At 46.0% G+C, this 26,867-nt stretch carries 21 protein-coding genes; 15 read left to right on the top strand and 6 right to left on the bottom strand.

Going from position 1 to position 26,867, the window contains the following annotated elements; all coding sequences use genetic code 11:
- Positions 1 to 58 precede the first annotated feature (58 nt).
- Positions 59 to 826: an adaptor protein MecA gene (locus CCC17_RS10880; protein WP_114002148.1), complete on the bottom strand. Its 768-nt coding sequence runs from the start codon at positions 824 to 826 to the stop codon at positions 59 to 61.
- Between the two features lie 359 nt (positions 827 to 1,185).
- Between CCC17_RS10880 and CCC17_RS10875 the strand changes: the two genes are divergently transcribed.
- From CCC17_RS10875 to CCC17_RS10830, 10 genes are all read left to right on the top strand, one after another.
- Positions 1,186 to 1,455, top strand: coding sequence for a hypothetical protein (locus CCC17_RS10875; RefSeq protein ID WP_227573883.1), 270 nt, complete (start codon positions 1,186 to 1,188; stop codon positions 1,453 to 1,455).
- 185 nt (positions 1,456 to 1,640) lie between these two features.
- Positions 1,641 to 3,290, top strand: a complete 1,650-nt coding sequence (locus CCC17_RS10870) for a glycosyl hydrolase family 18 protein (protein WP_278795525.1) — start codon at positions 1,641 to 1,643, stop codon at positions 3,288 to 3,290.
- Positions 3,291 to 3,375: 85 nt separating this feature from the next.
- On the top strand, positions 3,376 to 4,095 hold the full coding sequence (locus tag CCC17_RS10865) for an N-acetylmuramoyl-L-alanine amidase (RefSeq protein WP_022426421.1): 720 nt from the start codon (positions 3,376 to 3,378) through the stop codon (positions 4,093 to 4,095).
- Positions 4,096 to 4,164: 69 nt separating this feature from the next.
- Positions 4,165 to 6,162: a hypothetical protein gene (locus CCC17_RS10860; protein WP_287083079.1), complete on the top strand. Its 1,998-nt coding sequence runs from the start codon at positions 4,165 to 4,167 to the stop codon at positions 6,160 to 6,162.
- Positions 6,152 to 6,862 carry a glycosyltransferase family 2 protein gene (locus CCC17_RS10855; protein ID WP_173746037.1) on the top strand — a complete coding sequence of 237 codons (711 nt, stop codon included), beginning with the start codon at positions 6,152 to 6,154 and terminating at the stop codon, positions 6,860 to 6,862. The genes CCC17_RS10860 and CCC17_RS10855 overlap by 11 nt, the downstream gene beginning before the upstream one ends.
- An 18-nt stretch (positions 6,863 to 6,880) precedes the next feature.
- The gene (locus CCC17_RS10850; RefSeq protein ID WP_287083077.1) at positions 6,881 to 9,139 is read left to right on the top strand and encodes a DUF2298 domain-containing protein; all 2,259 of its coding nucleotides are present in this window, start codon (positions 6,881 to 6,883) and stop codon (positions 9,137 to 9,139) included.
- Between the two features lie 135 nt (positions 9,140 to 9,274).
- A complete protein-coding gene (locus CCC17_RS10845; protein WP_022426060.1) occupies positions 9,275 to 9,856 on the top strand; it encodes an HD domain-containing protein in 582 nt (193 codons plus the stop codon).
- A 12-nt stretch (positions 9,857 to 9,868) separates the two neighbouring features.
- Positions 9,869 to 10,951 (top strand): L-threonylcarbamoyladenylate synthase, encoded by a 1,083-nt coding sequence (locus CCC17_RS10840; protein WP_022426059.1) that lies wholly within the window; start codon positions 9,869 to 9,871, stop codon positions 10,949 to 10,951.
- Positions 10,932 to 11,360 carry a ribose 5-phosphate isomerase B gene (gene rpiB, locus CCC17_RS10835; RefSeq protein ID WP_015527166.1) on the top strand — a complete coding sequence of 143 codons (429 nt, stop codon included), beginning with the start codon at positions 10,932 to 10,934 and terminating at the stop codon, positions 11,358 to 11,360. Before CCC17_RS10840 ends, rpiB begins: the two co-directional genes overlap by 20 nt.
- 38 nt (positions 11,361 to 11,398) lie before the next feature.
- Complete coding sequence (locus CCC17_RS10830; RefSeq protein WP_015527165.1) at positions 11,399 to 11,893, top strand: deoxycytidylate deaminase; 495 nt, start codon at positions 11,399 to 11,401, stop codon at positions 11,891 to 11,893.
- Between the two features lie 86 nt (positions 11,894 to 11,979).
- Here the strand turns inward: CCC17_RS10830 and CCC17_RS10825 are convergent, their stop codons facing one another.
- Together CCC17_RS10825 and CCC17_RS10820 are read right to left on the bottom strand one after the other, a co-directional pair.
- Positions 11,980 to 14,664 carry a sensor histidine kinase gene (locus tag CCC17_RS10825; RefSeq protein ID WP_287083076.1) on the bottom strand — a complete coding sequence of 895 codons (2,685 nt, stop codon included), beginning with the start codon at positions 14,662 to 14,664 and terminating at the stop codon, positions 11,980 to 11,982.
- Positions 14,665 to 14,706: 42 nt separating this feature from the next.
- On the bottom strand, positions 14,707 to 15,408 hold the full coding sequence (locus CCC17_RS10820) for a response regulator transcription factor (protein WP_161209093.1): 702 nt from the start codon (positions 15,406 to 15,408) through the stop codon (positions 14,707 to 14,709).
- A 236-nt stretch (positions 15,409 to 15,644) separates the two neighbouring features.
- On the opposite strand from CCC17_RS10820, the gene CCC17_RS10815 reads away from it, so the two are divergent.
- Entirely contained in the window at positions 15,645 to 16,580 is a 936-nt protein-coding gene (locus CCC17_RS10815; RefSeq protein WP_287083165.1) for a radical SAM protein, read from the top strand.
- A gap of 182 nt (positions 16,581 to 16,762) precedes the next feature.
- Here CCC17_RS10815 and CCC17_RS10810 read toward each other — a convergent pair whose 3' ends face one another.
- Both CCC17_RS10810 and trkA read right to left on the bottom strand, forming a co-directional pair.
- A complete protein-coding gene (locus CCC17_RS10810; RefSeq protein ID WP_021651380.1) occupies positions 16,763 to 18,202 on the bottom strand; it encodes a TrkH family potassium uptake protein in 1,440 nt (479 codons plus the stop codon).
- 12 nt (positions 18,203 to 18,214) lie between these two features.
- A complete protein-coding gene (gene trkA, locus CCC17_RS10805) occupies positions 18,215 to 19,573 on the bottom strand; it encodes a Trk system potassium transporter TrkA (RefSeq protein WP_015527160.1) in 1,359 nt (452 codons plus the stop codon).
- Between the two features lie 244 nt (positions 19,574 to 19,817).
- On the opposite strand from trkA, the gene CCC17_RS10800 reads away from it, so the two are divergent.
- Genes CCC17_RS10800 through CCC17_RS10790 form a run of 3 tightly spaced genes read left to right on the top strand, consistent with a single transcriptional unit; the run spans position 19,818 to position 20,968 of the window.
- Positions 19,818 to 20,063, top strand: a complete 246-nt coding sequence (locus CCC17_RS10800; protein WP_015527159.1) for a spore coat associated protein CotJA — start codon at positions 19,818 to 19,820, stop codon at positions 20,061 to 20,063.
- Positions 20,063 to 20,341 carry a spore coat protein CotJB gene (locus CCC17_RS10795; RefSeq protein WP_015527158.1) on the top strand — a complete coding sequence of 93 codons (279 nt, stop codon included), beginning with the start codon at positions 20,063 to 20,065 and terminating at the stop codon, positions 20,339 to 20,341. The genes CCC17_RS10800 and CCC17_RS10795 overlap by 1 nt, the downstream gene beginning before the upstream one ends.
- A gap of 3 nt (positions 20,342 to 20,344) precedes the next feature.
- The gene (locus tag CCC17_RS10790; protein WP_015527157.1) at positions 20,345 to 20,968 is read left to right on the top strand and encodes a manganese catalase family protein; all 624 of its coding nucleotides are present in this window, start codon (positions 20,345 to 20,347) and stop codon (positions 20,966 to 20,968) included.
- A 135-nt stretch (positions 20,969 to 21,103) separates the two neighbouring features.
- Here CCC17_RS10790 and CCC17_RS10785 read toward each other — a convergent pair whose 3' ends face one another.
- The gene (locus CCC17_RS10785; protein WP_256163838.1) at positions 21,104 to 25,345 is read right to left on the bottom strand and encodes a 2-hydroxyacyl-CoA dehydratase; all 4,242 of its coding nucleotides are present in this window, start codon (positions 25,343 to 25,345) and stop codon (positions 21,104 to 21,106) included.
- 302 nt (positions 25,346 to 25,647) lie between these two features.
- Here CCC17_RS10785 and tgt point away from each other — a divergent pair, with 302 nt between their 5' ends.
- Entirely contained in the window at positions 25,648 to 26,799 is a 1,152-nt protein-coding gene (gene tgt, locus CCC17_RS10780; RefSeq protein WP_015527155.1) for a tRNA guanosine(34) transglycosylase Tgt, read from the top strand.
- Positions 26,800 to 26,867: the final 68 nt, after the last annotated feature.

The following is a 26,867-nucleotide window of genomic DNA, read 5'->3' as shown; positions in this document are numbered from 1 at the left end:
CAGATCATATGGATCGCATTCCGACAGCGGTTTGTTTGTCTGTAGGATATTTGGTTTGTCAGATATTCAGAAGCTTCTGAAGTGCATGATCAGCGATCAGTGCACAGTGCTCTCTGAGGTAGGCTTCACCGGCTGGTGTGAATGCGCGGCCGATGCCATACTCGGAAAGGATATTGCAGACCTTGTTAAATTCTTCAGGTGTACAGTCTGACTGATGAAGTACCAGCTGATAGACACCGTCTTCTCCTTCACGATAGAGAGTATTATCACCGGTAAAGAAACCATTCATACCATGAGATGCGGCAATAACATCATCCAGCCCCGGGAAAGAGTACAGGCGTATAAGCTTTACAGAACTCTCAGCCGGCTGCTGTGATGCATCCGGAGTTTCTGTTGTCTGAGGGGCGGAAGTTTCCGCCCTTTTTTCTTCCGGTTTCTGTGAAAGATCCTTAAGCTTGGATTCACAGAGCTTCTGGAAGATATCGATGATATTGTCAGCGCCATCGATCTCTACGGTATCGGAAGGTTTGTTGCCCTTGAAGGGTGCAAATTTGGAAAAACGTGTATCCAGTTCTTCAGGATCTTCCACTTTAGTGATAATGAGGATAATACTTTCGGCATTGACAGGAATAGCCTCGATCATCAGAGGAATATTATCTGCTTCAAAACCAAATTGTATCTGTGCCTGCTGCATCATATCACGAAAGAGACGTTTGGCTTTTTCGGTACCGTATGCAAGTTCGCTGATACGGATCTGATGACTGTCCAGATCTTCTTTCGTCAGGGTACAGCGGATCTGATTTTCATTGATTTTTTCTATTTTCATATGATCACATCCTATAGGTAAATAAATTTAATCTTTTACATATTGTATTATATAACAGTTATACACAAGATGTAAAGATGTAGAAACCGGAGAAAAAAGAAAATTTCTGATTCTTTTATAAAAGACTTGCATCTGAAGGGAAATCAGGTATAATGAAAAGCAGAAAAGCTGTCTCCTCCCGGAAACAAGAAGACAGTAACGATAACTTAAAGTCATATTTTTCTGAAGATAAGGATTCTGTGTGAAATTCATCGGCGAGTCTGTCGGTACACAGAGAAATTTCCCCCATTTTATTATTTATATTTTATTACAAGTATCATCCTAACAGGGAAGTTGCAGCTTTTCGAGAACCATTGCTGGTGTTTTCTGAAAATCTAACCAGGAAAGGAGGTCGGGATACGCCAAATATATCACAGGAAAAAAAGAAATCCGCAAAACCCCTTCGAAGGGAGCTGGAGCTTTATCGTGAGAACGGAGTTTCTCTTTATCTCGATGGAGCACCAAGCACTCCGAAAAAAATCGCAAAAGCCTGTCAGATTGCGGAAAACGGGGTCTATATGCGGGATTATACGGAAGATGAAGACGGCCATATCGCCTGTGTAAGCTTTGATCTTATTCGCAAAGAATGACCGTACATAAGAAAAAACGGTTCCCCGGATAACGATCATCCCCTGCACTCATGCATACCATACGGGGAACCGAAATTCTAAAGAAATTGTGAAAAATTATTAAAAGTCGATTTTTATAACGAAATGTAGACAAGATATGTTATAATGAAACAAATTATGACATTTTATACCGAAAGGAAAAAAACATGATAAAAAAACACATACCGGTCCTTGTGGTAGGTCTGCTGATCGTTCTGGTCGCTCTTGCCGGAGGGGCTGTTTACGGGATCAATAAGCTTATACCAAGCAGGAAACAGATGGATCTGACAGAATACTACGGCCAGAATGCAGACGGTGAGGCTGCGTTGATACTTGGAACTGAGAAACTGGAAGAGAAGGCACTTATCTCAGGAGAAGATGTATATCTTCCGCTGGATGTAGTGAACGGATATTTGAATCAGAGATATTACTGGGATAGCGAAAACAAGAAGATACTGTATGCAACACCATCCAGTCTCACAGAGGAACCGGCTTCAGATAAGGCAGACGGAAACGTGTGGCTGAAGGATGACACGGTTTATCTGAAACTGGATTATGTAAAAAAGTATACAGATATCGATTCTTATATAGAGCAGGATCCTGCAAGGGTTGCGATACAATACAAATTTACCAATGTGGAGACCGTGACCACGAAGAAAGATACCGTGATTCGTTACCGGGGCGGGATCAAGGCGCCGATCCTTTCCAAACTGGCGAAGAATACAGTTCTCCGGTTGATGAATGAAGGAGAGGACTGGGATCAGGTGGCAACCGATGACGGTTACATCGGTTATATTCAGAAGAAAAAAGTAAGTGCTGTGGATACAACGGATTATGAAAGGGATTTTAAAACAGAGTCCTATACATATCTTACCATGGATGAGCCGGTGAACCTAGCATGGCACCAGGTTACCAGCACAGATGCAAACAGCTATTTCGCAGATGCGGTACAGAATATGACAGGCGTGAATGTGATCTCTCCAACCTGGTTTTCTGTAACAGATAACTCCGGAAATATTTCAAGTCTTGCATCTGGGGAGTATGTGATGCAGGCACATGAAAAAGGACTGAAGGTATGGGGACTGGTGGATAATTTTAATGAGAACATGAGTACCACAGAAGTTCTTTCAAAAACCAGTTCAAGGCAGAATCTGGAGAATCAGCTGATCACTTATGCACTGAAAGCAGGACTGGATGGAATCAATGTTGATTTTGAATCTTTGAGCGAAGGAGTAGGAATCCATTTCCTTCAGTTTTTAAGAGAGCTTTCTATCCAGTGTCACGCCAATAATTTGGTACTGTCTGTAGATAATCCGGTTCCGGAAGATTTTACCAGTCATTATGACCGTGCGGAGCAGGGCAAGGTTGTGGATTATGTGATCATTATGGGCTATGATGAACATTACGTAGGCTCCGATGCCGGTTCTGTGGCATCTCTGCCATGGGTAGAACAGGGGGTTAAGGATACGCTTTCAGAAGTAGCGGCTCAACGGACGATCCTTGCGATTCCGTTCTACACAAGGCTCTGGAAGACTACAGATGGCGGTGCACTGACAAGTGAGGCCATCGGTATGGATCAGGCACAGCAGACGATCAGTGATAACGGAGCAGAAACATACTGGGACAAGAAGACAAGTCAGAATTATGGAACCTATGAAGGGGAAGGTGCCACATACCAGATCTGGCTGGAGGACTCTAAGTCTATTGCGGAAAAGGTTAAACTGATCAAAAAATACAAACTGGCAGGTGTGGCAGAGTGGAAGCTTGGATTCGAGAACAGCGGGATCTGGAGCGTGATCACAGAAAACCTGTCATAAACAGAAGAAAACATTGTGATCTTCACAATGCTAAAAACACTCCCGGCAACATATATTAAAATAAATATGCCGGGGGTGTTTTGCGTTGAAAAAACATTTCATAGAATTGGCAATGGCAGTTCTTATGCTGGTCTGTTTTTATATTCTGTCATGGGAAGCGGCAGAAACTGCAGGCAGACTTATAGATGTATCCGGAAATATAAAAGCAGATCAGGTGATCCTGGTGGATGCCGGTCATGGCGGTGTGGATTCCGGAATGGTGGGAATCGGTGGACTGAAGGAAAAAGGAATCAATCTGGATATTGCCATGAAGCTAAAAACGATCCTGGAAAAAAAAGGCCTTGCCGTAGTAATGACCCGGGAAGAAGATAAAGGTCTTTATGAAAATGGTACAAAAAATATGAAAGCACAGGATCTGCAGAATCGTATTGAACAGATCCGGATATATGAACCGGTGCTTTCTGTGAGTATCCACCAGAACAGCTACAGTGATCCCGGAGTAAAAGGTCCGCAGGTATTTTATTATGAAGATTCGGAAGGCGGAAAAGAACTGGCACTTGCGATCCAGGAAAACATGAACCGGAAGCTTTCCATTGCACGGCCGCGGGTGGCAAAAGGAAACAGAACCTATTATCTTCTGAAGAGAAGTCCGGGTGTGATCAATATCGTAGAATGTGGATTTCTTACAAATCCGGAGGAAGCCGCCCTGCTTCAGACAGAGAAGTATCAGAGAAAGGTAGCAGAGGCTGTGGCTGATGGAATCGTTACATATCTGAAAAAACAGAAGGAAAACGAAAATAATTGAAAAAAATGTGAATAGCCTTTTCATAGGAAGGTGATTCTGCTATACTTTACGTGAATTAAGGAGAATCCTATGCTTGGAATCATTTATCTTATATTATGTATGTTAACAGGAATGGAAATGGCAGGATGTCTGTTTCCGCGTCAAACAACTGAAAGAGGAAACAGGATATGGGTGGTCCTGCCGGCAGCGTTTGGGATGGGAATCCTGATGCTGACCTGGGCAGTCTATATTCTTTCCTGGATGTTCAGCATATGCGCGGGGGCAGAGCATCCTCTTTTTTATGGAAATCTGATCGTATTTCTGGTAGATATCCTGCTGCTTTCGGGAATCTTCCGGTGGAAAAAGAAAAAACAGCAAAAAATGTTTGTGATATCCGAACGGATGATCAGCAGAAAATGGATCCTGAAAAAAGAGCTTCTGCTTTTTGGCATTTTGACGGTTTTTGTGACCTGGATGATGTTTTACGTTTTCCATATGAAAGACGGCATTCTGTACTCCGGCTTTTCGGTATACGGAGATTATGCACCCCACACGGCAATGATGCGATCTTTTTCAAGGGGAAATAATTTTCCTACCCAGTATCCGCATTATGGCGGGCAGGATGTGAAATATCATTTTATGTTCCAGTTCCTTGTGGGAAATTTGGAGTATCTGGGCCTTCGTCTTGATCTGGGATATAATCTGGTAAGCATCCTGTCTCTGGCGGGATTTCTTATGGTGCTTTACGGGATCAGCTACCGGATGTTCAAAAGCTTCTGGGCAGGGGCAGCTGCCATTGTTTTCTTTTTTTTCCGCAGCGGAACAGCGTTCTGGCGTTATCTGTGGGAACATCTTCAGGCGGGGGACCTTGTACGGACTCTGGAAGAAAATACGGCATTTATCGGTTATACTACTAATGAAAACTGGGGATTATGGAATTTCAATGTATATCTGAACCAGCGTCATCTGGCTTTCGGCCTTCTGATGGCAGCTGTAGCGGTATGGACCTTTATGGATTGGGTGGAAGCCGGATGCAGTCACAAGGAGCAGGGCTTTTTGTGGGTCCGTAATCGTTTTTTTACAAAAAAAGCCTGGATCTGCAGAAATGTGGATACGGCGATCCTTCTGGGACTGTTTCTGGGATTAACTGCTTTCTGGAACGGAGCTGCGCTGATCGGCGGCCTTCTGATCCTTGCCGGACTGGCAGTGTTTTCTGACGGTAAGCTGGATTATGTGATCTGTGCCGGACTGGCAGTGCTTTTTTCGGAACTGCAGTCGAAGATCTTTGTGTCGGGAAGTGTTATGAGTCCATCCTTTTACTGGGGCTTTCTGGCAGACAATAAAAGCATTTCCGGTGTACTCTGGTATCTGGTGGAGATCAGTGGATTTTTCTTTGTGGGAATGATCGTGGCAGCAGTATTTCTGAAGAGAGGTCAGCGGGTAGTGCTGATGGGCTGTTTGCTTCCAATGGCATTTGCATTTCTGGTATCTCTGACTCCGGACATCAATGTCAATCATAAATATGTGATGATTTCCTATGCCTTTGTGACAGTTTTCTGGGGCTGGATCGTAAGATGTGTTTTCCTTGCAGTGAAAAACAGCTGGAAGAAATGGGCCGGTCGCGCAGCGGGAGCGGTCCTTTGTATCTGTCTTAGTGCAACGGGGATCTATGATTACGTGATCATCTTAAGAGACAACGATTCCGCACACAGGATGACTGTAAATATGGAAAGCAGCCTGACGGACTGGCTCAGTGCAAATCTTAAGAAAAATGATCTTCTGCTGACACCGGAATATACCATGAACGAGGTCACCATGTCCGGTGCCATGCTGTATTGCGGATGGCCTTATTATGCATGGTCTGCAGGGTACGATACGGGCTATCGTGCCGGCCAGGCAGTGCTCATGTATACCACGGATGATCCGGAGCTACTGAAAGCTACCGTAAAACAGGAAAAGATCACATATATCCTGTTTGAGGAGGATATGGAATTTGAACAGCAGGAATGTCGTGAGGATATCATCAGGGAGACATATCCACTGGTGTATACCTCAGAGGATGGGGGAATAAGAATCTATGAAACATGACAGCTTATATATCATTATGCCGGCATATAATGAAGAAAAAAATATCGGGACCGTGATCGAGCAATGGTATCCGGTAGTGGAGAGGATCGGCGGGGACAGCCGCCTGGTGATCCTGAATGATGGCAGCAAAGATGCGACCTACAAAAAAATACAGAATTATCAGAAAAATCATGACCGTCTTATCGGAATCGATAAACCGAATGAAGGACATGGAGGAACAATACTCAGGGGATATCGTTACGCAGTAGAAAAAGGTGCCGATTATATTTTTCAGACGGATTCAGACGGCCAGACACTTCCGGAGGAATTCTGGCAGTTTTGGGAAAAACGCAAAAAGTGCGGGCTTCTTATCGGTTACCGGCAGAAGAGAGAGGACGGGCTTTCCAGGATTTTTGTGACAAGAATACTGCGGCTTGTGCTTTTCCTTATTTTTGGAACCTGGGTAAAAGATGCAAATACGCCATATCGGCTGATGGAGGGAAAACAGCTCGCCAAAGTACTGAAGCGTATCCCAGGCGGATTTTTCCTTTCCAATGTGCTGATGACAGTGATCTATGAAAAACATCATCTTTATGTGGAATATATCCCCATCACATTCCGACCGAGACAGGCCGGAAAAAACTCTATCAACATGAAACGTATCATAAAGATCGGAAGACAGGCATTTGCGGACTTTATCCGTCTGCGGGGCAGGATCTGATACAGGAGGGACAGAAGGATGAAAAAAAAGATCAGAGAATTATTTCCGGAGCTGACTGCAGCAGTGCTCCTGACAGTACTTTCTGCGTATCTCCTGGGAGGAGATGTATGGACATTCTGGACCTGGTGGCTGCTTGCGCTGTTTATGGGAATGGTGGCAATGCCGGTCACAGGAAGGCTTTTTGGTGGTTTTGAAGACCGGGGCTGGCTTTTTTCAAAGGTACTTGCCATTGCGGTTACCGGATTTCTCACCTGGCTTCTGGTAGCGGTGGAAATCCTTTCTTTTACAGCAGCAGTGTGTGTAGGAGTATCTGTGGCTGTTGGCATTTTATGTGCTGTACTTTTTCATGTTCAGCTGAAGCATGGCATTGAATGTTATCCGTCAGGAAAGATGCAGTTGATCTTTCGGGAGGAGCTTCTGTTCTTTGGGATCTTTCTGCTGTGGACTTATCTGGCAGGATTCCGGCCGCAGGCATATGGAACAGAGAAATTTATGGATTATGGCTTCATGGAGGCCATGATGCGGAGCAAAACTCTTCCTGCACGTGATCTCTGGTATTCACAGGGAACCATCAATTATTACTATGGCGGGCAGTATTTTGCAGTATTTCTTACGAAGCTTACAGGAAGCAGAGTGGAAGTGACTTATAATCTGATGCGTACCTTTGTGGCAGCGTTTGCCTTTGTGTATCCGTTTTCCCTGGTCCGTCAGATGACGAAGGACAGGCTGTATGGACGACTGGATGGAAAGAAGAAATATATTCCTTCACTAGCAGGAGTTACTGCAGGTATTGCAGTATCTATCGCGGGAAATGTACATTATATCGTCTACCGTTGTGTACTGCCGCTGATCCGGAAGATACAGGGAGTGGCAGAAACAGCCAGCTACTGGTTCCCGGATGCAACTCGTTACATAGGGTATAATCCGGTGAATGACAGTGATAAGACCATACATGAATTCCCATGCTATTCCTTTGTTCTGGGAGATCTTCATGCCCATGTGGTAAATGTGATGTTTGTGACATTTCTGGTGGGAATGCTCTATGCATGGCTGAAAATGATCCGAAAAAGAGGGCCTGAGCCTGAAAAACAGGAACGCAGTGTTTTCTGGCTGAGACAGCTTCTGATGCCGCATATCCTTTTGGCGTCCGTTTTTCTTGGCATGTTCCAGTGGACCAATTACTGGGATTTTGTGATCTATTTTGTAGTGACCGGTGGAGTTGTCCTGATCGCAAATATCATACGATTTGAGGGAAAGATAATCAGGATCCTGGCAGTGACGATCGTACAGGCAGTGGAGATCATAGGTCTCTCTTATCTGGTGATCCTGCCCTTTACATTGAAATTTGATACGATGGTACAGGGGGTGGCACTGGCACAGCATCATTCACTGTGGTATCAGCTTCTGATCCTCTGGGGACTTCCGGTGCTCCTTACTGTTTTGCTGATCCTGTCTGTCATCACAGAAAAAATGAAGGGACTGAAGCATAAAAGTCTTTACAGGCTGCTGGAGGCGATCACAGTTCCGGATCTTTTTGCAGTGATCATGGGCTTATGTGCTATCGGACTGGTTTTGATCCCGGAGCTTGTATATGTGCGGGATATTTATGAAAATGGAAATGCCAGAGCCAATACTATGTTTAAGCTGACGTATCAGGCATATATCCTTTTCGGAATGACAATGGGATATGGGATTTATCGTATGCTGGTGATATCCAGACAGAAGATCATCCGGATCCTTTCAGGTGTGGGGCTTTTTGTACTGCTCTGGACCGTGGGCTATTTCGGAAATGCCGTGCATTCCTGGTTTGGGGATGTCTGGAAGGTTTCGGAGTATCAGGGACTGGATGCAACTACATTTCTTGAGCAGGATTTTCCTCAGGATGCGTCGGCGATCCGCTGGCTGAAGCAGAATATCAAGGGCTCTCCTGTGGTGCTCGAGGCTAACGGGGACAGCTATACCGGATATGAGAGAGTTTCTGCATCTACGGGGCTTCCGACCGTACTGGGATGGTATGTGCATGAATGGCTCTGGAGAAATAATGTACCTGACCTCAATGAAAAAAGTGCGGACATCCAGACTATTTATACATCTACAAATGCAGAGACGGTAAAAAAACTGATCAGCCGTTATGATATTTCCTATATCTTTGTAGGAGGACAGGAAAAAGAAAAATACGGAACAGAGCTTAATGACAGTGTTCTTCAGAGTCTGGGAAGCATTGTCTTTGAAGATGATATGTCAGGAACCTACATTGTGAAAGTGGAGCAGGATTGACATTTTTTCCATAATAACGCTATAATGTAACTATTATGTAGCTATCTGTTAACGGATATGCTCAGCAGGAGATTTCTGCTGGCAGTATACAGAAAAAAGTGACAGTTGCAGGATGGCAGCAGAGAGGAGGATATTATGAACAGAATCGACAGACTTTATATGGAAATGATCCATTATTATCAGGGGGATCCGAAGCATATCCAGCATTTTGTGAAGGTGCATGATCTTTCAAGGCTGATCGGCCAGGGTGAGGGTCTGGACGAAGATACGATGTATGTTCTGGAAGCTGCGGCTCTCGTTCATGATATCGGGATCAAAGTCGGTATGGAAAAATACGGACGCTCTGATGGAAAGACGCAGGAAGCAGAAGGTCCGGCAGCTGCCAGAGAGATGCTTACCGCACTGGGCTTTCAGGAGAGGGTGATCCGCAGAGTGGAATATCTGGTAGGACATCATCATACCTATAAGGATATTGACGGGCTGGATTATCAGATTCTTGTGGAAGCTGATTTTCTGGTTAATTATTTTGAAGATGGACTGGATAAAGAACATATAAAGAAAAGTGTAGAGAAGATCTTTAAAACAGAAACAGGTAAAAAAATAGTAAAAGACATGTTTTTCCCGGAGATTTTTCAGAAATCCGAAACCTGGGCACAGGATGCCCTTCAGGACCTGGAAGATTTTATTGAAGAGCAGGGGATTTATATCAGACAGTAAATGGAGCGTAAAATGAAAGCAGAAATAGCAGTTATGACAGCGGAGAATATAGACAGAAAGGCAATTGCCAGAGGTGGCGAGATCCTGAAAAACGGCGGGCTTGTGGCATTTCCCACAGAGACTGTATACGGCCTTGGAGGAAATGCCCTGGATCCGAAAGCATCGATGAAGATCTATGCAGCCAAGGGAAGACCTTCGGACAATCCGCTGATCGTACATATCGCAGATATCCGTGACCTGGATAAGATCGTTACAGAGGTTCCTGAAAAAGCCAGAGTACTGGCTGAGAAATACTGGCCGGGTCCGCTGACAATGATCCTTCCCAAGGCAGATATCGTGCCAAAGGAAACAACCGGAGGATTGGACAGTGTGGCAGTACGTTTTCCAAGTGATCCTATCGCACAGGAGCTGATCCTTGCGGCTGGCGGATATGTGGCAGCGCCAAGTGCCAATACTTCCGGAAGACCAAGTCCTACGACAGCGGGACATGTGGCAGAGGATCTGGGAGAAGCCATTGATATGATCATTGATGGAGGCCAGGTAAATATCGGTCTGGAATCTACGATCGTAGATTTTACAGAAGACATACCGGTAGTCCTGCGGCCGGGATATATTTCCCTGGAAATGCTCCGGGAAACACTTGGAGATGTAAGGATGGATAAGGGGCTGATCAAACCGGACAGCAAGGTCCATCCAAAAGCACCGGGAATGAAATACCGTCATTATGCACCAAAGGCAGATCTTGCCATTGTGGAGGGGTCCACAGAGGGTGTGATCGCGGAGATCGAAAAAAGAGCCGGAGAGGCTGAGGAGAAGGGACTGACTGTGGGGATCATCGCAACAGATGAAACAAAAGGCCGATATTCACATGGAATCGTAAAGAGTATCGGAAGCCGGGAGCAGGAAGAAACCATCGCGCATCATCTGTACGAGGTCCTGCGTGATTTTGACAGCTGTAATGTAAGTGCCATTTATTCAGAGGCATTTTTTACACCAAGAATGGGACAGGCGATCATGAACCGCTTACTGAAAGCGGCTGGTCATAAAATTATCAACGTTGAGGAGGAGAAAGAAAATGATAGCACTGGGATGTGATCATGGCGGCTATGAGCTGATGCAGGAGGTAAAGAAGCATCTGGAAGAGAGAGGACTGGAGTACAAAGATTTTGGATGCAATGGTCCGGAATCTGTAGACTATCCTGTTTATGGAAAGAAAGTAGCGCAGGCGATCGTGGACGGTGAGTGTGAGAAAGGAATCCTGATCTGCGGAACAGGTATCGGAATTTCCATCACTGCTAATAAATTCAAGGGAATCCGTGCTGCACTTTGTACAGATTGCTTTACTGCAGAAGCAACAAGACTTCATAACGATGCCAACATTCTGGCCATGGGCGGTCGTGTAGTAGGACCGGGACTTGCTCTGAAGATCGTGGATACATTCCTGGATACACCATTTTCCGGGGATGAGCGTCATATCAGAAGAATCAACATGATCGAGGATTGATCGATCAGTAAGAAACCAATAGAAAAAGAGGATTCTGTATGGATAAAAAAGGACAGAAACGACAGGGATATCTTTCCTGGGATGAGTATTTTATGGGTGTTGCCATGCTTTCCGGCATGCGTTCCAAGGACCCGCATTCACAGGTTGGTGCCTGTATCGTAAGTGAAGATAACAAGATCCTGTCAATGGGGTACAATGGATTTCCAAAGGGATGCTCCGATGATGAGTTTCCCTGGGGAAGAGAAGGAGATCCGCTGGATACCAAATATCTTTATGTGACACACAGTGAGCTCAATGCCATCCTGAACTACCGAGGAGGAAGTCTGGAAGGTGCCAAGCTTTATGTGTCCCTGTTTCCCTGCAACGAATGTGCCAAGGCTATTATCCAGGCAGGGATCAGGACTATCGTATACGACTGTGATAAATATGCAGATACTCCGTCGGTGATCGCATCCAAAAAAATGCTGGATGCAGCCGGAGTCCGGTATTATAAATATAACCGGACAGACCGTGAGATCACCATTAAAGTGTAAAAGAGAACAAAAATAAGAGAAAAACAGCAGCCTGGCTCCTGATCCATCATATCATCAGGGCTTCCGCTGCTGTTTTTTATGAATGGTTAAGAATGTGCTTCGGAATGAGGATCTTCCGGTGCGGATAAGGCTGTGGGAGAGATCTTCTGTGGAAAACTTAAGCAGACTTTGAAAAGGTCACCGTCCAGATAAAGTTTAAAGGTGCCACCTTGAAGCTGGGTAAGGCTCTGTGCGATGGATAATCCAAGTCCGCTGCCTTCTGTATTTCTGGCAACATCGCCGCGGATGAAACGTTCGGTCAGTTCTTCAGCCGGAATGTTCAGAGGCTGTGCGGAAATATTTTTCAGGGTAAAGATGACTTGATCTTTTTCCAGAAGAACTTCTGCATAGACCCTTGTGTTCTCCATGGCATATTTCAGAATATTGCCGAAAAGATTTTCAAGGATACGCCACATCCGTCTGCCATCGGCATAGATCATGGCAGGAGAATCCGGCAGATGTGTCATCAGGGTCAGATGTCTGTTTTCCATCCGTTCTTCGAATTCACCCATCACCTGGTAAAGCATTTCCACAAAGTTCAGTTCCGTCATTTCCAGAGAAAGATTTCCGGTACTGGCTTTGGAAGCTTCCACTACATCTTCGGTCAGACTTTTCAGACGATGTGCCTTTGAGTCCAGGATCTCAAGATATTTCAGTGCTTCCGGATCTTTGAGGTTCAGCCTTTTCAGCAGATCAATGTAATTGATAATGGAAGTCAGCGGCGTTTTCAGATCATGGGAGACATTGGTGATCAATTCGGTTTTCATACGCTCATCTTTGAGGCTTTTTTCCACGGCAGCGTCCAGCCCATCACCAATGCGGTTGATATACTGTGCCATTGCTTTCTGATCACCACGGAGTTCCTTTTCCGGGATCTTGTAAGTGAGCTCTCCATCGGTGATCCGTTTCAGGCCATCAAGGAGGAGTTCCCGTCCAAGAGCAATTTTGTAGACGCAGAAAAGCGCACCCAGATCCAGAAGGAATAGAAGCAAAAACATCAGGAACCATCCATCAGATGCCGCGAGCAGGGCACTGAAGAAAAATTCAAGGAATAGAAATACGCCAAGTCCCACTACCATACGTATTCTGCTGATGGTATTCCTGGAGAAAAAATCGATCAGCTTACCGGCTTTACAAAGACACAGACGGGGAAGCTTCAGGCATTTGCGAAGCAGGCTGTTTTTCCACAGGGTGCGAGCTTTGATTCTGCGGATCAGGCTTAAATAGCCGATCCAGAACAGGCACGTGATCAGGAAAATCGTGATACCCAGGATGATCAGGGAGGAGACAAGGTTATAGGTGCAAGCTTGCATGCTCAGTCCTGCGGTCAATACACCAAGTGCCGGGATACACACAAGTCCTGCTGCTGCTTCCGTATAGATCCTGTCAAAAAAGTTCAGTTCTGGCTGAACAGTGTCTGTATTACCGCTATCGGAATTTCTTCTTCCGGTGTGGACAGTAAGCCAGATAAAATCTATGATAAAGAGCAGAAAACTGATCATGGTGATCACAGCAGCCGGGATAAATAAAGTACGGTAAGTCAGGAAATGCTGTCTGTCAGTTTTAATGGAATCCTGTACAGGAAGGCTGGTATCATCGATCCAGGCAAGAAAACTGCAGTTTTCATCGTATGTGGAATTTCGAAGGAGATCGATCCAGTTTCCTACAGAAGGGTTTGCAGCAGCAGAAAGATTCAGATTCATAAGACCATTCCGGGCATTTTTCTCATCTGTGGCAGCTTCGTTGACACTTAGGAACACGTAAGGCTTTTTGTCTGAAAAACCGGAAATATCAGTCAGGTCGGAAGTATAGGCTGCATCTGTATTTGTGAAGATTTTCTGTGAGGTGTTATCCGTATAGGCATAATGGAGATTGGAATTATCATTGCTGTACTCATCCAGTGTCTGAGCAGCTTCTGTCCAGCTGGAAAAAAGATCCCGGGCATTATCCAGCTGCTCAAAGGCATCGTTCAGGTTCCCCTTGAAATTCCTGGTTTTGGATGAGGTGGAATTCATGTAATCCAGGAGACTGTCGTAACCTTCCGGTGCACAGGGGATTTCAAAGATCGGAGTGAGCATATCTGCCACATCTGTGTAAACCACGTTTCCGTTTTTGTCTGTGATGTTTTTCAAAGGTTCCTGTGACTGGATGCCGCCGTCTGCATATTCGGCGCTCAGAGCGGAAAGAATCCTCTCAGTCCAGTCTTTCTGGGAAATTCCCTCGTGCTTCAGGGCACCGGAGTTGGCATTTAGCTGCAGGACCCCGTCTTCCAGAGCCTTTTTGAAATCGGAATAGTACATATATTTTGTTTCACCCTCCGGGGTGGTAAGGCTCAGGACGATCCAGTCATCATTGGAATGGATACTCTGTGAGCTCCATTCCTTAAGATCATTGAAGGAATAGGCTAGTCCGGAGGTGTTTTTGAAGGAGAGGGAATCTCCGTTATAAAGCTCTCCGAGATCAATGTATGCATCTTCGTTTGTTTTATCCAGGATTTCTCTGGCTGAGATTCCGGACAGGATTGTGGAAGCTTTTGAGTAAAAGCTGTCAGCAAAAGCAGAGGTCTGGAAATAATCCTTTGTTTTAAGATCTTCTGCAGAGTCCATCCGGATACCTGCCTGGATCACCAGTGCCGCTGAAAAGACCATGATCAGAGGCAGGATAAGGGCAAGGACAAGAGCAGGAATGCGCATAAATGAACGTTTTTTTTCCGTATGTTTATTTTTATTCATAATACCCCTTTCTGAAGTACAGATACTTCATGGCCGGCTGGCTCACCGGCTCAGTTTTTCGATTTTATAACCCAGGCCCCAGACAACTTTCAGATAGCGGGGATCCCTGGGGTTGATCTCAATCTTTTCGCGAATGTGACGGACGTGGACGGCTACCGTGTTATCCGCGGCCAGAGCATCTTCATTCCAGATGCTCTCGTAGATCTGTGTGGTGGAAAAAACACGTCCGGGATTTTTTATGAGAAGAAGCAGGATATTATATTCGATGGGCGTCATCCGTACCGCTTCTCCATCTACCAGCACCTCTTTTTTGTCATCGTTTACCGTAAGACCTCCGGTTGTGTAGATGTGTTCTGATGCTGCCGGTGCAGCGGAGCCAAGCTGTGTGTACCGGCGCAGCTGGGATTTTACCCTGGCGATCAGCTCCAGAGGATTGAAAGGTTTGGTAATATAGTCATCTGCACCGATGTTAAGGCCAAGGATTTTGTCCGTGTCTTCAGATTTTGCGGACAGGATGATGATGGGCAGAGGATTGCATTCCCGGATCTTGACCGTTGCCCGGATCCCGTCGAGACGGGGCATCATCACATCGATGATCAGCAGATCTACAGTTTCGCTGTTCAGGATATCCAGTGCTTCCTGTCCGTCATAGGCTTTCAGAATGTGATAGCCTTCCTGCGTAAGATAGATTTCGATAGCTTCCACGATGTCTTTGTCGTCATCGCAAACAAGTATGTTAGCCACTTTTTTGTACCTCCCTGATGTTATTAGAATAGCAGCCGGAAATTAAGACGAAAGGGGTAAATTCTTAAGATTCCATGAAATCCATTGTACTATATTAAGGATATAGTGTAAACAGAGAAAGCCTTGTTGGCAGCAGACGTGATGTGCTAAACTAGTACTAGATAACAGAAAATAACGATAGTGGAAGAAAGATCAGGAGAAAAGTGAAAGTGGAGAATGAAAATAAAATCAGCAGTATGGCAGGGAGCGCGCACTGTACGGAAGAAATTATGTCAGCTTGTGCTCTTTGTCCAAGAGAATGCCTGGCAGACCGGGGTGCAGGGAAAAAAGGCTTCTGTGGCATGGATGAGAGAATTTATCTGGCAAGAGCGGCGCTTCATATGTGGGAGGAACCCTGTATCTCCGGAACAAAAGGCTCCGGGGCAGTGTTCTTTTCCGGGTGCGGGCTGCGCTGCTGTTTCTGCCAGAATCATGATATTGCTATGGGGAGCAGGGGACGGGCTGTAAGTGTGGAACGGCTTGGAGAGATTTTTCTGGAACTGAAGGAAAAAGGAGCTGCAAACATCAATCTGGTAACAGGTGCACACTATGTACCACAGATCATAGAGGCACTGGATATGGCCTGGAGGAAGGGTCTGGATATTCCGGTAGTGTATAATTCCAGCGGGTATGAAAAAACAGAAACCCTGAAGCTTCTGGAAGGATATGTGGACATTTATCTTCCGGATCTGAAATATCTGGATCCGGAGCTTGCACAGAAATTTTCTTATGCGCCGGATTATGTGCAGGCTGCAAAGGCTGCAATTAGAGAGATGGTGCGTCAGACCGGGAAATGTGAGTTTGGAGAGGATGGATACATCCGGAAAGGAACCATTGTCCGTCATCTGATCCTGCCGGGACATACAGGAAATTCCATAAAGGCTCTGAGGTATCTTCATGAAACCTATGGGGAAGATATTTATATCAGTATTATGAATCAGTATACGCCGGTGAGAAAATTTGTGGAATTTAAGGAATTAAACCGGAAAGTTACAAAAAGAGAGTATGAAAAAGTTCTGGATGCTGCTGTGGATATGGGGATTCAGAATGGATTTATCCAGGAAGGAGAAACTGCTTCAGAAAGCTTTATTCCGGATTTCGATTATGAGGGAGTGGAAAAAAATACTCCATAAATGGAAGGAGGCCGGTACTTTCGTACCGGCGCGTATGAAAAAGAAAAATATTATAGAAAGTTCATCACCTTCTATGGTTTATAATATACAGTAAAAATGTGAAGAAAGTGTGTCTAACATTTGAAATAAATGTGAAAAGAACAATTTATGCCACAAACATAGCAAAATATGACGAATATTTATCAGAATTTCTTCCAGGTTTCACGAAGGAAAAGGATCAGGATCGGAAATAGCTCCAGTCGGCCGGCCAGCATATCGAAAGAAAGGACCAGCTTGGACAGCGGAGAAAAGATCCCGAAGTTTCCGGTAGGACCGATCAGGGAAAGACCGGGACCCACATTGTTTAAAGTGGTGACTACGGCTGTGAAATTTGTTACAAGATCAAATTCATCAAAACTGATGATAAAGATAGATGTAGCCACGATCATCAGATAAACGATCATATAAATATTGGTGGCACGCATAACTTCGTGAGACACCGCTTTTCCGTCCATTTTGATCTTTTTTACTGCATTGGGATGCAGATAAAGATGCAGTTCCTTGCGGACGGATTTTGCAAGAAGCAGAAGACGGGAAATCTTGATTCCGCCGCCTGTACTGCCGGCACAGGCACCACAGAAGGTAAGCAGTACCAGGATCGTTCTGGATACCGCAGGCCACTGGTTAAAATCCGTAGTGGCATAACCGGTGGTGGTGATAATAGAACCAACCTGGAAAAATGCCTGTTGAAGTGCTTCCCACACATTGTCAAACAGATGTCGGACATTGAATGTGATCATCAGGGCAGAAGCGATGATCACAAAGAAGTAGCAGCGGACCTCTTCAGATTTCAATGCTTGAGAAAACTTCCTGGTGAGAAGAAGAAAATAGACATTGAAGTTTACGCCAAACAGGATCATAAAGATGGTGATGACGATCTGAATATATAAGCTGTAGCTTCCCATACTGTCGGATTTGATTCCGAACCCACCGGTTCCGGCAGTTCCAAATGCTGCACAGAGACTGTCGTAAAGAGGCATCCCCCCAAGAAGCAGGAGGATGATCAGTGCAACAGTGAGTGCAATGTAGATCTTGTACAGGATCTTGGCAGTTGACTGGACTTTTGGAAGAAGCTTTCCTACGGAAGGACCGGGGCTTTCTGCCTTCATAAGGTTCATATGATAGCCACCTGCAAGCGGAAGCAGTGTCAGGATAAATACCAGAACACCCATACCACCGATCCAGTGGGAAAAACATCTCCAGATATTGATGCTGTAAGGCATCTGTGATGGATCGGAGAGAATACTGGAACCGGTTGTAGTGAAACCGGAAACAATCTCAAAAAAAGCATCAATGGGATTCGGGATAGCCCCGCTGAGCACAAACGGCACAGCACCGACAATACTGAGGACGATCCAGCTTAAAGCAGTAGTCACAAGGCCTTCACGGGCGTAAAACGCTTTCTTGGACGGTTTGCGGCTGACCAGTGGAACACCGATGGCCAGACATGCCAGAATCGTGATCAGGAAGGCAATACCGGATTTTTCGCGGTAGATAAGGGCAGTGATGCCGGGAACCAGCATACAGACAGCCTCCACATTCATGATCCATCCCAGGATATAAATAATAATCGAATAATTCATTTGGCAGTACCTCTATTTTTCAAGTATATCTGTGATGTCGCGAAGCCCCTTGTGAGTGGTTACGATGATCACGGTATCTCCCACCTGGATCATATCCTGACCACGGGGAATGCGGATGCGGCCGTTGCGGTTCAGGCATCCCACCAGAAGATTCTTGCGGAGATTCAGCTCTGCAAGAGGGATATAAGTTACGGCAGATTCCTCACGGATCGCAAATTCCAGTGCTTCTGCATTGCCATCCAGAATATGATAAAGGGTTTCTACATTGCTGCCGATGCTGTTCTGAGTGGCACGGACATACTGCAGGATATAATCAGCAGTGATATTTTTCGGGTAGATGACACTTCCGATATCCAGGGAGTCGATGACATCATCAAATTCCAGACGGTTGACCTTGGCAACCAGCTTGGCATCGGAGATGCTTTTGGCAAAGAGAGCAAGAAATACATTCTCCTCATCCAGATTTGTCAGAGTGACAAAGGATTCGGACTCGGAAAGTCCTTCTTCTAGCAGAAGAGAACGGTTCGTTCCGTCACCATTGATGATAGTCGCATCTGGAAGCAGTTCGCTTAAGTGCTCACAGCGGTTTTTGTTCTGCTCGATGATCTTGACACTGATCTTCATACCCAGAAGTGCATGGGCAAGATAATAGGAAATGGTTCCGCCACCTACGATGATACAGTTTTTGACCTGATTGGTCTTGAGACCGATCTTACGGAAAAATGCCGCTGCATTAAGCGGAGAGGCCAGAATGGAAACCATATCTCCGTCGTGTATAATGTGATCACCACCAGGAATGGATACATTGTCACGGCTCTCGATCGCGCAGACCAGAATATCACTTCGGAAAGCATCTGAGATCTGGGAAACGCTCATTCCGTCCAGCTTGAATTCCGGGAGAACTTTAAACTTGAGAAGTTCTACACGACCACGTGCAAAGGTGTCAATCTTGATCGCAGATGGAAAACGGAGAAGCCGTGAAATTTCCTGGGCAGCGGCAAACTCCGGGTTAATGATCATGGTAACACCAAGACGTTCTTTGATGAATCCGATTTCTTTTTCATAAATGGGGTTACGGACGCGGGCGATGGTCTGACAGTGGTTGGCCTTCTGCGCGATCAGACAGCAGAGAAGGTTCAACTCGTCAGAAGCGGTAACTGCGATCAGAATATCTGCAGTATCAACACCTGCCTCCATTAAAGTATTGATGCTGGCACCATTACCGACGATTCCCATAGCGTCGATATTTTCGCAGAGATCATTGATCTTGTCGGCAATAACGTCGACAAGAGTGATATCAATATCCTCTGCCTGAAGCTGCTCTGCAAGATTTCTACCGACTTTTCCGCAGCCTACAATAATTACCTGCATAATTTCCTCCTTCAATAGCCGGTCAGGGCTACAAATCATAAGTAAAAGCGCCCATCCGTGTAAAGATAGGCAAGGATATTATAGCACTGTATATCTGATTTTTAAACAGTAATATTTTCCTGTATATATAGAAAAAAATGGCAGAAAGATAGATATATATGAAGGAAAGTGAACATTCCTGTTTTCACAAGTTTAAAAAACGGTCATAAAATATAGCGTGATCATGAATGAAAGGATTTCGATTATGGACCGATTTCAGATGAATCGTTCGGGCTGCCGGCCATATCAGTATACCTGTGGGATGAATAGCGGGATGGCAGGCCGGACGGATCGATCATTTTCTGATATGGCAAAACAGGTTCCTGCAATGGCGTATGTGCCATACCAGGAATTTGCGCCTACCTTTGAGCTGAAAAAAGCTCTTCAGGTCGGAACTATTTTCCCTGAGCTTTGCAAGCCGTTCTGCGGCAGGAGAGGAGGAAGTCGATGATGTATGGAAATTGTACTTCCAAAAAAGAACTGCTGCAGTTTATTGACCAGGTAAGCTTTGCCATTGACGATCTTCTCCTTTTTCTGGATACGCATCCAAAAGAAAAAAGAGCTCTTGAATATTACAGTGAGCTTTCAGCAAGAAGAAATGAGCTTCTGGAAAAATATGCAAAATTTTATGGACCGCTGACCATTGATACCGGAAACGACAGCAATCTTAAGTCATGGCAGTGGATGGAACAGCCGTTTCCATGGGAACAGGAAGGAGGGTGCAGATAAGGTATGTGGAATTATGAAAAAAGACTCCAGTATCCTGTAAATATCAAGACGCCTAACGCAAAGCTGGCACAGTTTATATCCAGCCAGTATGGCGGGCCGGACGGAGAAATAGGAGCTTCCATGCGGTATCTTTCCCAGCGTTTTACCGCACCGAACCGGATGGTCGCGGCAGTGCTCAATGATGTGGGAACAGAAGAACTGGCACATTTGGAAATCGTGTCCACCATTGTCCATCAGCTGACAAAGGATCTTTCTATGGAAGAAATCGAGAACAGCGGACTTGGGCCGTATTATATTGACCACACGGTGGGAATCTGGCCGCAGGCTGCAGGTGGAGTGCCCTTTAATGCCTGCGAATTCCAGAGTAAGGGTGATCCGATCACGGATCTGTTTGAAGATCTGGCGGCAGAACAGAAGGCACGCTCCACCTACGATAATATCCTCCGGGTGGTGAAAAATATCCCGGAGGTTGCAGATCCCATCCGTTTCCTTCGGGCAAGAGAGGTAGTCCATTTCCAGCGTTTCGGTGAAGCACTGAGATCCGTGCAGGAGCAGCTGGATGCCAAAAATTTCTATGCCTTTAACCCGAGCTTTGATGCTCCGTGCAAAGCCTCCTGTGAAGAGTGATGGATCAGAGAAAAAATCTGTCTGACAGGAATCATATCTGAAATAAAAAGAGCTGCACAGCCGGCAGGAATCCTGCGGCTGTGCAGCTTTGAATTTGTTTTCTTGGAAAAAGATGTTTGTAACCTACATTTCTTGTTATGCGTCTTTTTTATCGTCTTTATGCAGATTCTTCTGTGCTGTGGAAAGCATAAGTTTGATCCTGTTCAGCTGATTTACTTCGCTGGCACCTGGATCGTAGTCGATGGCAACAATGTTGGCTTCCGGATGCTCACGGCGAACTTCCTTGATGACACCTTTTCCTACGATGTGGTTCGGCAGGCATCCAAAAGGCTGGATGCAGACGATGTTCGGGACACCGCCATGGATGAGTTCCATCATCTCTCCGGTCAGGAACCATCCTTCACCGGTCTGATTTCCGGCAGAAACGATGGGCGCAGCCATTTTTGCAAGATCACGGATATCTGCGGCCGGTGTAAAGTGGCGGCTCTGCTCCAGAGCCTCATTTGCTGTTTTTCTCAGCCAGTCGATGGCTCTGAGACCAAGATTTGCGATGGTTGCCTTGGATTTCTTGAATCCAAGCTTTTCAACCTTGAAATTCTGGTTGTAGAAGCAGTAGCAGATAAAGTCGATAAGATCCGGAACAACCGGTTCTGCCCCTTCTGCCTCCAGAAGATCTGCCAGGTGGTTGTTGGCAGCAGGCAGGAACTTGACAAGGATCTCACCTACGATACCAACGCGAGGCTTTTTCTCATCGGAGATCGGGATCGTATCAAAATCATGGACCATCTCACGGCACATTTTTTTGAAGGTACCATGGCTGACGCTGCTGCCTGTTACGAAGGCAATGACGCGCTGCTCCCAGATTTTGTGCTTGCGGTTTACGATACCCTTTTCCAGCTCGTAAGGACGCATGCGATATACGCATTTCATCAGGATATCACCGAATACGGCACCGTAAACGATACGCTTGATCAGCGGCAGTGTCAGCTTAAAGCCAGGGTTGCTCTCCAGTCCGCTTAAGTTGAGGGAGATAACCGGAATCTGTTCCATGCCGGCTTTTTTCAGAGCACGGCGGATGAATGCGATATAGTTGGAGGCACGGCAGCCGCCGCCTGTCTGAGACATGATGACTGCAGTTTTGTTCAGGTCATATTTGCCGGAAAGAAGAGCATCCATGATCTGTCCCACAACCATCAGGGACGGATAGCAGGCATCGTTGTTTACATATTTAAGGCCCACATCAACAGCATGCTTGTTGTCGTTGGGGAGGACTTCCAGGTTATAGCCGGATGCCTTAAAAGCAGCCTCAAAGATTCCGAAGTGGAATGGAGACATCTGCGGGCAGAGAATGGTGTACTCCTTACGCATCTGCTTGGTAAAGGATATCTTCTCAATGGAAGCCGGCTTGATGTTCCTTTTTTTATTCTGTGCCTGTTTTGCACGGATAGCAGCGATCAGGGAACGGATACGGATCCTTGCCGCACCCAGGTTGTTGACCTCATCGATCTTCAGGCAGGTGTAGATCTTGTCACTTCCATCCAGAATCTCATAAACCTCATCAGTGGTAACGGCATCAAGTCCGCATCCGAAGGAATTCAGCTGGATCAGATCCAGATCCTCTCTTGTTTTTACAAAATTTGCGGCAGAGTAGAGACGGGAGTGATACATCCACTGGTCGTTGACACGGATGGGACGCTCCAGATGTCCAAGGTGTGCAACGGAGTCTTCGGTAAATACGGCGATTCCGTAGCTGTTGATCATATCCGGGATACCGTGGTGGATTTCCGGATCAATATGGTATGGACGGCCTGCAAGAACGATTCCGCGGCGGCCGGTTTCTTTCAGGTACTGCAGGGTTTCTTCACCCTTTTTCTGGATATCCATATGTACGGCTGCAAGTTCTTCCCAGGCCTTATGGGCAGCAGCTTTGACCTCGGCAGCAGGAATATCCTGGAATTCTTCCACAAGGCGGTTTGTCAGGATATCCTCGGAAGTAAATGCCAGGAACGGGTTGCGGAAGGTGATGGATGGATCACTGAGCTCGTCCACATTGTTCTTGATATTTTCCGCATAGGAAGTAACGATCGGGCAGTTATAATGGTTGACCGCATCCGGGAATTCGTTGCGTTCGTAAGGGATGCATGGGTAGAAGATAAATTTCACACCGTTACGGATCAGCCATGTGACATGTCCGTGAGCAAGCTTGGCCGGGTAGCATTCGGATTCACTTGGGATGGATTCGATACCCAGCTCGTAGATCTTACGTGTGGAAGTAGGAGAAAGTACCACCTGGTATTTCAGCTCTGTAAAGAAGGTATACCAGAACGGGTAATTCTCAAACATGTTCAGAACACGTGGGATACCAACCTGTCCACGGGTAGCCTTATCTGCGGAAAGAGGTTCATAGGAAAAAATCCTTTTATATTTGTAATCGAAAAGGTTTGGGATATGATCCTTGTTCTTTTCCTTTCCAAGTCCGCGCTCACAGCGGTTTCCACTGATGTATTTACGGCCGCCGGAGAATTTGTTGATGGTCAGACGACAGTTGTTGGTACATCCGCGGCAGTTTGCCATGGAGGTGGTGTACTGGAGGCTGTTGATCTGATCGATGGAAAGCATGGAGGTTTTTTCACCCTCCTGATAGCGCTCCCTTGCGATCAGAGCAGCACCGAAGGCACCCATGATCCCGGCGATATCCGGGCGGATGGCCTGGCAGTTGGCAATCTTCTCAAAGCTGCGGAGAACTGCGTCATTATAGAAGGTACCACCCTGTACAACGATATGCTTGCCAAGCTCGGAAGCATCGGAAACCTTGATAACCTTGTAGAGGGCGTTTTTGATAACGGAGTAGGCAAGACCAGCGGAGATATCGGAAACCTCAGCGCCTTCCTTCTGGGCCTGCTTAACTTTGGAATTCATAAATACAGTACAGCGTGTTCCAAGATCAATGGGATGTTTTGCAAAAAGAGCTGCTTTTGCAAAGTCCTGTACTGTGTAGTTCAGAGATTTTGCAAAGGTTTCGATAAAGGAACCGCAGCCTGAGGAACATGCCTCGTTGAGCTGTACACTGTCAACAGTCTGGTTACGGATCTTGATACATTTCATATCCTGACCGCCGATATCCAGGATGCAGTCTACTTCAGGATCAAAGAAAGCAGCTGCGTAATAATGGGAAACGGTTTCGACTTCACCTTCGTCAAGAAGAAGTGCCGCTTTGATCAGGGCTTCGCCGTAACCGGTGGAGCAGGAAAAAGCAATTTCTGCATCTTCCGGAAGAAGGCTGTAAATCTCCTTGATGGAGTTGATGGTGGTTTTCAGCGGGTTTCCGTTGTTACTGCTGTAGAAAGAATAAAGAAGAGTTCCGTCTTCGCTTACCAGCGCGGTTTTTGTTGTGGTAGAGCCGGCGTCGATCCCCAGGAAGCATTTTCCCTTATAGGTGGAAAGATCTCCGGTTTTTACCCTGTAGGCACTCTGACGGTCATGGAAAGCCTGGTAGTCGTCCTCTGTGGCAAAAAGCGGCTCCATACGTTCTACCTCAAAATCCAGCTTGATGGTGGTCCGCATGCGTTCCTTCAGTTCGGTCAGGGAAACGGTAACATCCTGCTTTGCATTCAGGGCGGAGCCGATGGCTGCGAACAGATGAGAGTTGTCTGGTGCGATAATATGTTCATCATCCAGCTTCAGGGTTCGGATAAAAGCAGTCTTCAGCTCAGAAAGGAAGTGAAGAGGCCCGCCAAGGAAGGCAACGTGTCCGCGGATCGGTTTACCGCAGGCAAGACCGGAAATGGTCTGGTTGACAACTGCCTGGAAAATGGAGGCAGAAAGGTCTTCCTTAGTTGCTCCGTCGTTGATCAGTGGCTGGATATCTGTTTTTGCGAAAACACCGCAGCGTGCCGCAATGGGATAAAGTGCCTTGTAATGTTTGGCGTATTCATTAAGACCTGGTGCATCGGTCTGGAGCAGAGATGCCATCTGGTCAATGAAGGAACCGGTACCGCCGGCACAGATGCCATTCATACGCTGCTCTACATTTCCGTTTTCGAAATAGATGATTTTGGCATCCTCGCCTCCAAGCTCGATAGCAACATCTGTCTTTGGTGCCAGCTTCTGCAGGGAAGTGGATACGGCGATAACCTCCTGTACAAAAGGTACTTCCAGATGATTGGCAAGTGTCAGTCCGCCGGAACCTGTAATGACCGGACAGAGTGTCAGTTCACCAAGCTGATCCTCAGCTTTCTGAAGAAGATCTGCAAGGGTTTCCTGGATATTTGCAAAATGTCTCTCATAGTCGGAGAAGACAAGCGTATCGTTTTCGTCTAAGATCGCAATCTTAACAGTGGTGGAACCAATGTCAATTCCAAGTGTGTGTTTCTTCATAAAAAATTGATTTCCTCCTCGTTGTATCTATACAGGGGTTGCCCGACTCTGACATTTCTGTCAGATGGGAGTTGTTTCTTCTTATTATAAAGGATTTTTAAGCGAATATTCTATATTATACGATATCGTTTAAAAAATGGCAATGTAAAAGTTTAACAATCAGTAGCCGTAAAGAAAAAAATGTGTTATGATATTGACTAAAAGTTTTGAAAGATATTTGCATCGGCAGCTGGTTATGGCTGTATCTGCGACGCAGATGCCGGGCAGAGACAACTTTAAAATGTTTTTAGAAGGGAAATGAAATGGCAGAATATAAACTGATCACAACAGAAGGAAGAGCGAAAAGGGGCGAGTTTAAGACGGTCCACGGAACGATCCAGACTCCTGTTTTTATGAATGTAGGAACAATTGCGGCAATTAAAGGTGCAGTTTCCACTGTGGATCTTCATGAGATCGGTACACAGGTAGAGCTGTCCAATACCTATCATCTTCATGTGCGCCCTGGAGACAAGGTGGTAAAGCAGCTGGGAGGTCTTCATGAATTTATGAACTGGGACAGACCGATCCTTACCGATTCCGGCGGATTCCAGGTGTTTTCGCTGGCGAAGCTTCGTAAGATCAAGGAAGAGGGCGTGTATTTTAACTCTCATATCGATGGTCATAAGATTTTTATGGGACCGGAGCAGAGCATGCAGATCCAGTCAAATCTGGCTTCTACCATTGCAATGGCCTTTGATGAGTGCCCAAGCAGTGTGGCAGACAGGGATTATGTACAGAAATCGGTAGCGCGTACAACACGCTGGCTTAAAAGATGCAAGGATGAGATGGCTCGTCTGAACAGTCTGCCGGATACCATTAACAAGAACCAGCTTCTTTTTGGCATTAACCAGGGGGCTGTTTATGAAGATATCCGTATTGAGCATGCCCAGGCTATCGCGGAGATGGATCTGGACGGCTATGCAGTGGGCGGCCTTGCAGTTGGTGAAAGTCATGAGGAGATGTACAGGATCCTGGATGAGGTGGTTCCGCATTTGCCGCAGAACAAGCCGACGTATCTTATGGGGGTTGGTACCCCGGCCAATATCCTGGAGGGGGTTGAGCGTGGTATTGACTTTTTTGATTGTGTATATCCCAGCCGTAACGGCCGTCATGGTCACGTGTATACCAACCATGGCAAGATGAATCTTTTTAATGCAAAGTATGAGCTGGATTCCAAACCGATCGATGAGGAGTGCCAGTGCCCGACCTGCCGTCATTACAGCAGAGCGTATATCCGTCATCTTCTGAAGGCGAAGGAGATGCTTGGCATGAGGCTTTGTGTTCTGCATAATCTGTATTTCTATAATCATATGATGGAAGAGATCAGAGATGCGCTGGATGCAGGGAATTTTGCGGCTTATAAGAAGATGCGTCTGGAAGGCTTTGAGGAAGGCAGGATCAACGGGAACCGGTAAGTTTTATTTATAAAATTTGTGTAAATTACTTTGATTTTATAAGAAAACTCTTGAAGGTTTTTTGGTTT

Source organism: Blautia sp. LMAG:36, from assembly GCF_008680535.1.
GTDB classification, from domain to species: Bacteria; Bacillota; Clostridia; order Lachnospirales; family Lachnospiraceae; genus Blautia_A; species Blautia_A fusiformis.
Note: the sequence above shows the minus strand (reverse complement) of the source record. Positions and strands in the feature narration are given on the sequence as shown.

Coding starts and splice junctions, on each gene's coding strand:
- CCC17_RS10880 (WP_114002148.1), bottom strand. CDS start 826: ATGAAAATAGAAAAAATCAATGAAAATCAGATCCGCTGTACCCTGACG.
- CCC17_RS10870 (WP_278795525.1), top strand. CDS start 1,641: ATGATAAAAAAACACATACCGGTCCTTGTGGTAGGTCTGCTGATCGTT.
- CCC17_RS10860 (WP_287083079.1), top strand. CDS start 4,165: ATGCTTGGAATCATTTATCTTATATTATGTATGTTAACAGGAATGGAA.
- CCC17_RS10855 (WP_173746037.1), top strand. CDS start 6,152: ATGAAACATGACAGCTTATATATCATTATGCCGGCATATAATGAAGAA.
- CCC17_RS10850 (WP_287083077.1), top strand. CDS start 6,881: ATGAAAAAAAAGATCAGAGAATTATTTCCGGAGCTGACTGCAGCAGTG.
- CCC17_RS10845 (WP_022426060.1), top strand. CDS start 9,275: ATGAACAGAATCGACAGACTTTATATGGAAATGATCCATTATTATCAG.
- CCC17_RS10840 (WP_022426059.1), top strand. CDS start 9,869: ATGAAAGCAGAAATAGCAGTTATGACAGCGGAGAATATAGACAGAAAG.
- rpiB (WP_015527166.1), top strand. CDS start 10,932: ATGATAGCACTGGGATGTGATCATGGCGGCTATGAGCTGATGCAGGAG.
- CCC17_RS10830 (WP_015527165.1), top strand. CDS start 11,399: ATGGATAAAAAAGGACAGAAACGACAGGGATATCTTTCCTGGGATGAG.
- CCC17_RS10825 (WP_287083076.1), bottom strand. CDS start 14,664: ATGAATAAAAATAAACATACGGAAAAAAAACGTTCATTTATGCGCATT.
- CCC17_RS10815 (WP_287083165.1), top strand. CDS start 15,645: ATGGCAGGGAGCGCGCACTGTACGGAAGAAATTATGTCAGCTTGTGCT.
- CCC17_RS10810 (WP_021651380.1), bottom strand. CDS start 18,202: ATGAATTATTCGATTATTATTTATATCCTGGGATGGATCATGAATGTG.
- trkA (WP_015527160.1), bottom strand. CDS start 19,573: ATGCAGGTAATTATTGTAGGCTGCGGAAAAGTCGGTAGAAATCTTGCA.
- CCC17_RS10800 (WP_015527159.1), top strand. CDS start 19,818: ATGGACCGATTTCAGATGAATCGTTCGGGCTGCCGGCCATATCAGTAT.
- CCC17_RS10795 (WP_015527158.1), top strand. CDS start 20,063: ATGTATGGAAATTGTACTTCCAAAAAAGAACTGCTGCAGTTTATTGAC.
- CCC17_RS10790 (WP_015527157.1), top strand. CDS start 20,345: ATGTGGAATTATGAAAAAAGACTCCAGTATCCTGTAAATATCAAGACG.
- CCC17_RS10785 (WP_256163838.1), bottom strand. CDS start 25,345: ATGAAGAAACACACACTTGGAATTGACATTGGTTCCACCACTGTTAAG.
- tgt (WP_015527155.1), top strand. CDS start 25,648: ATGGCAGAATATAAACTGATCACAACAGAAGGAAGAGCGAAAAGGGGC.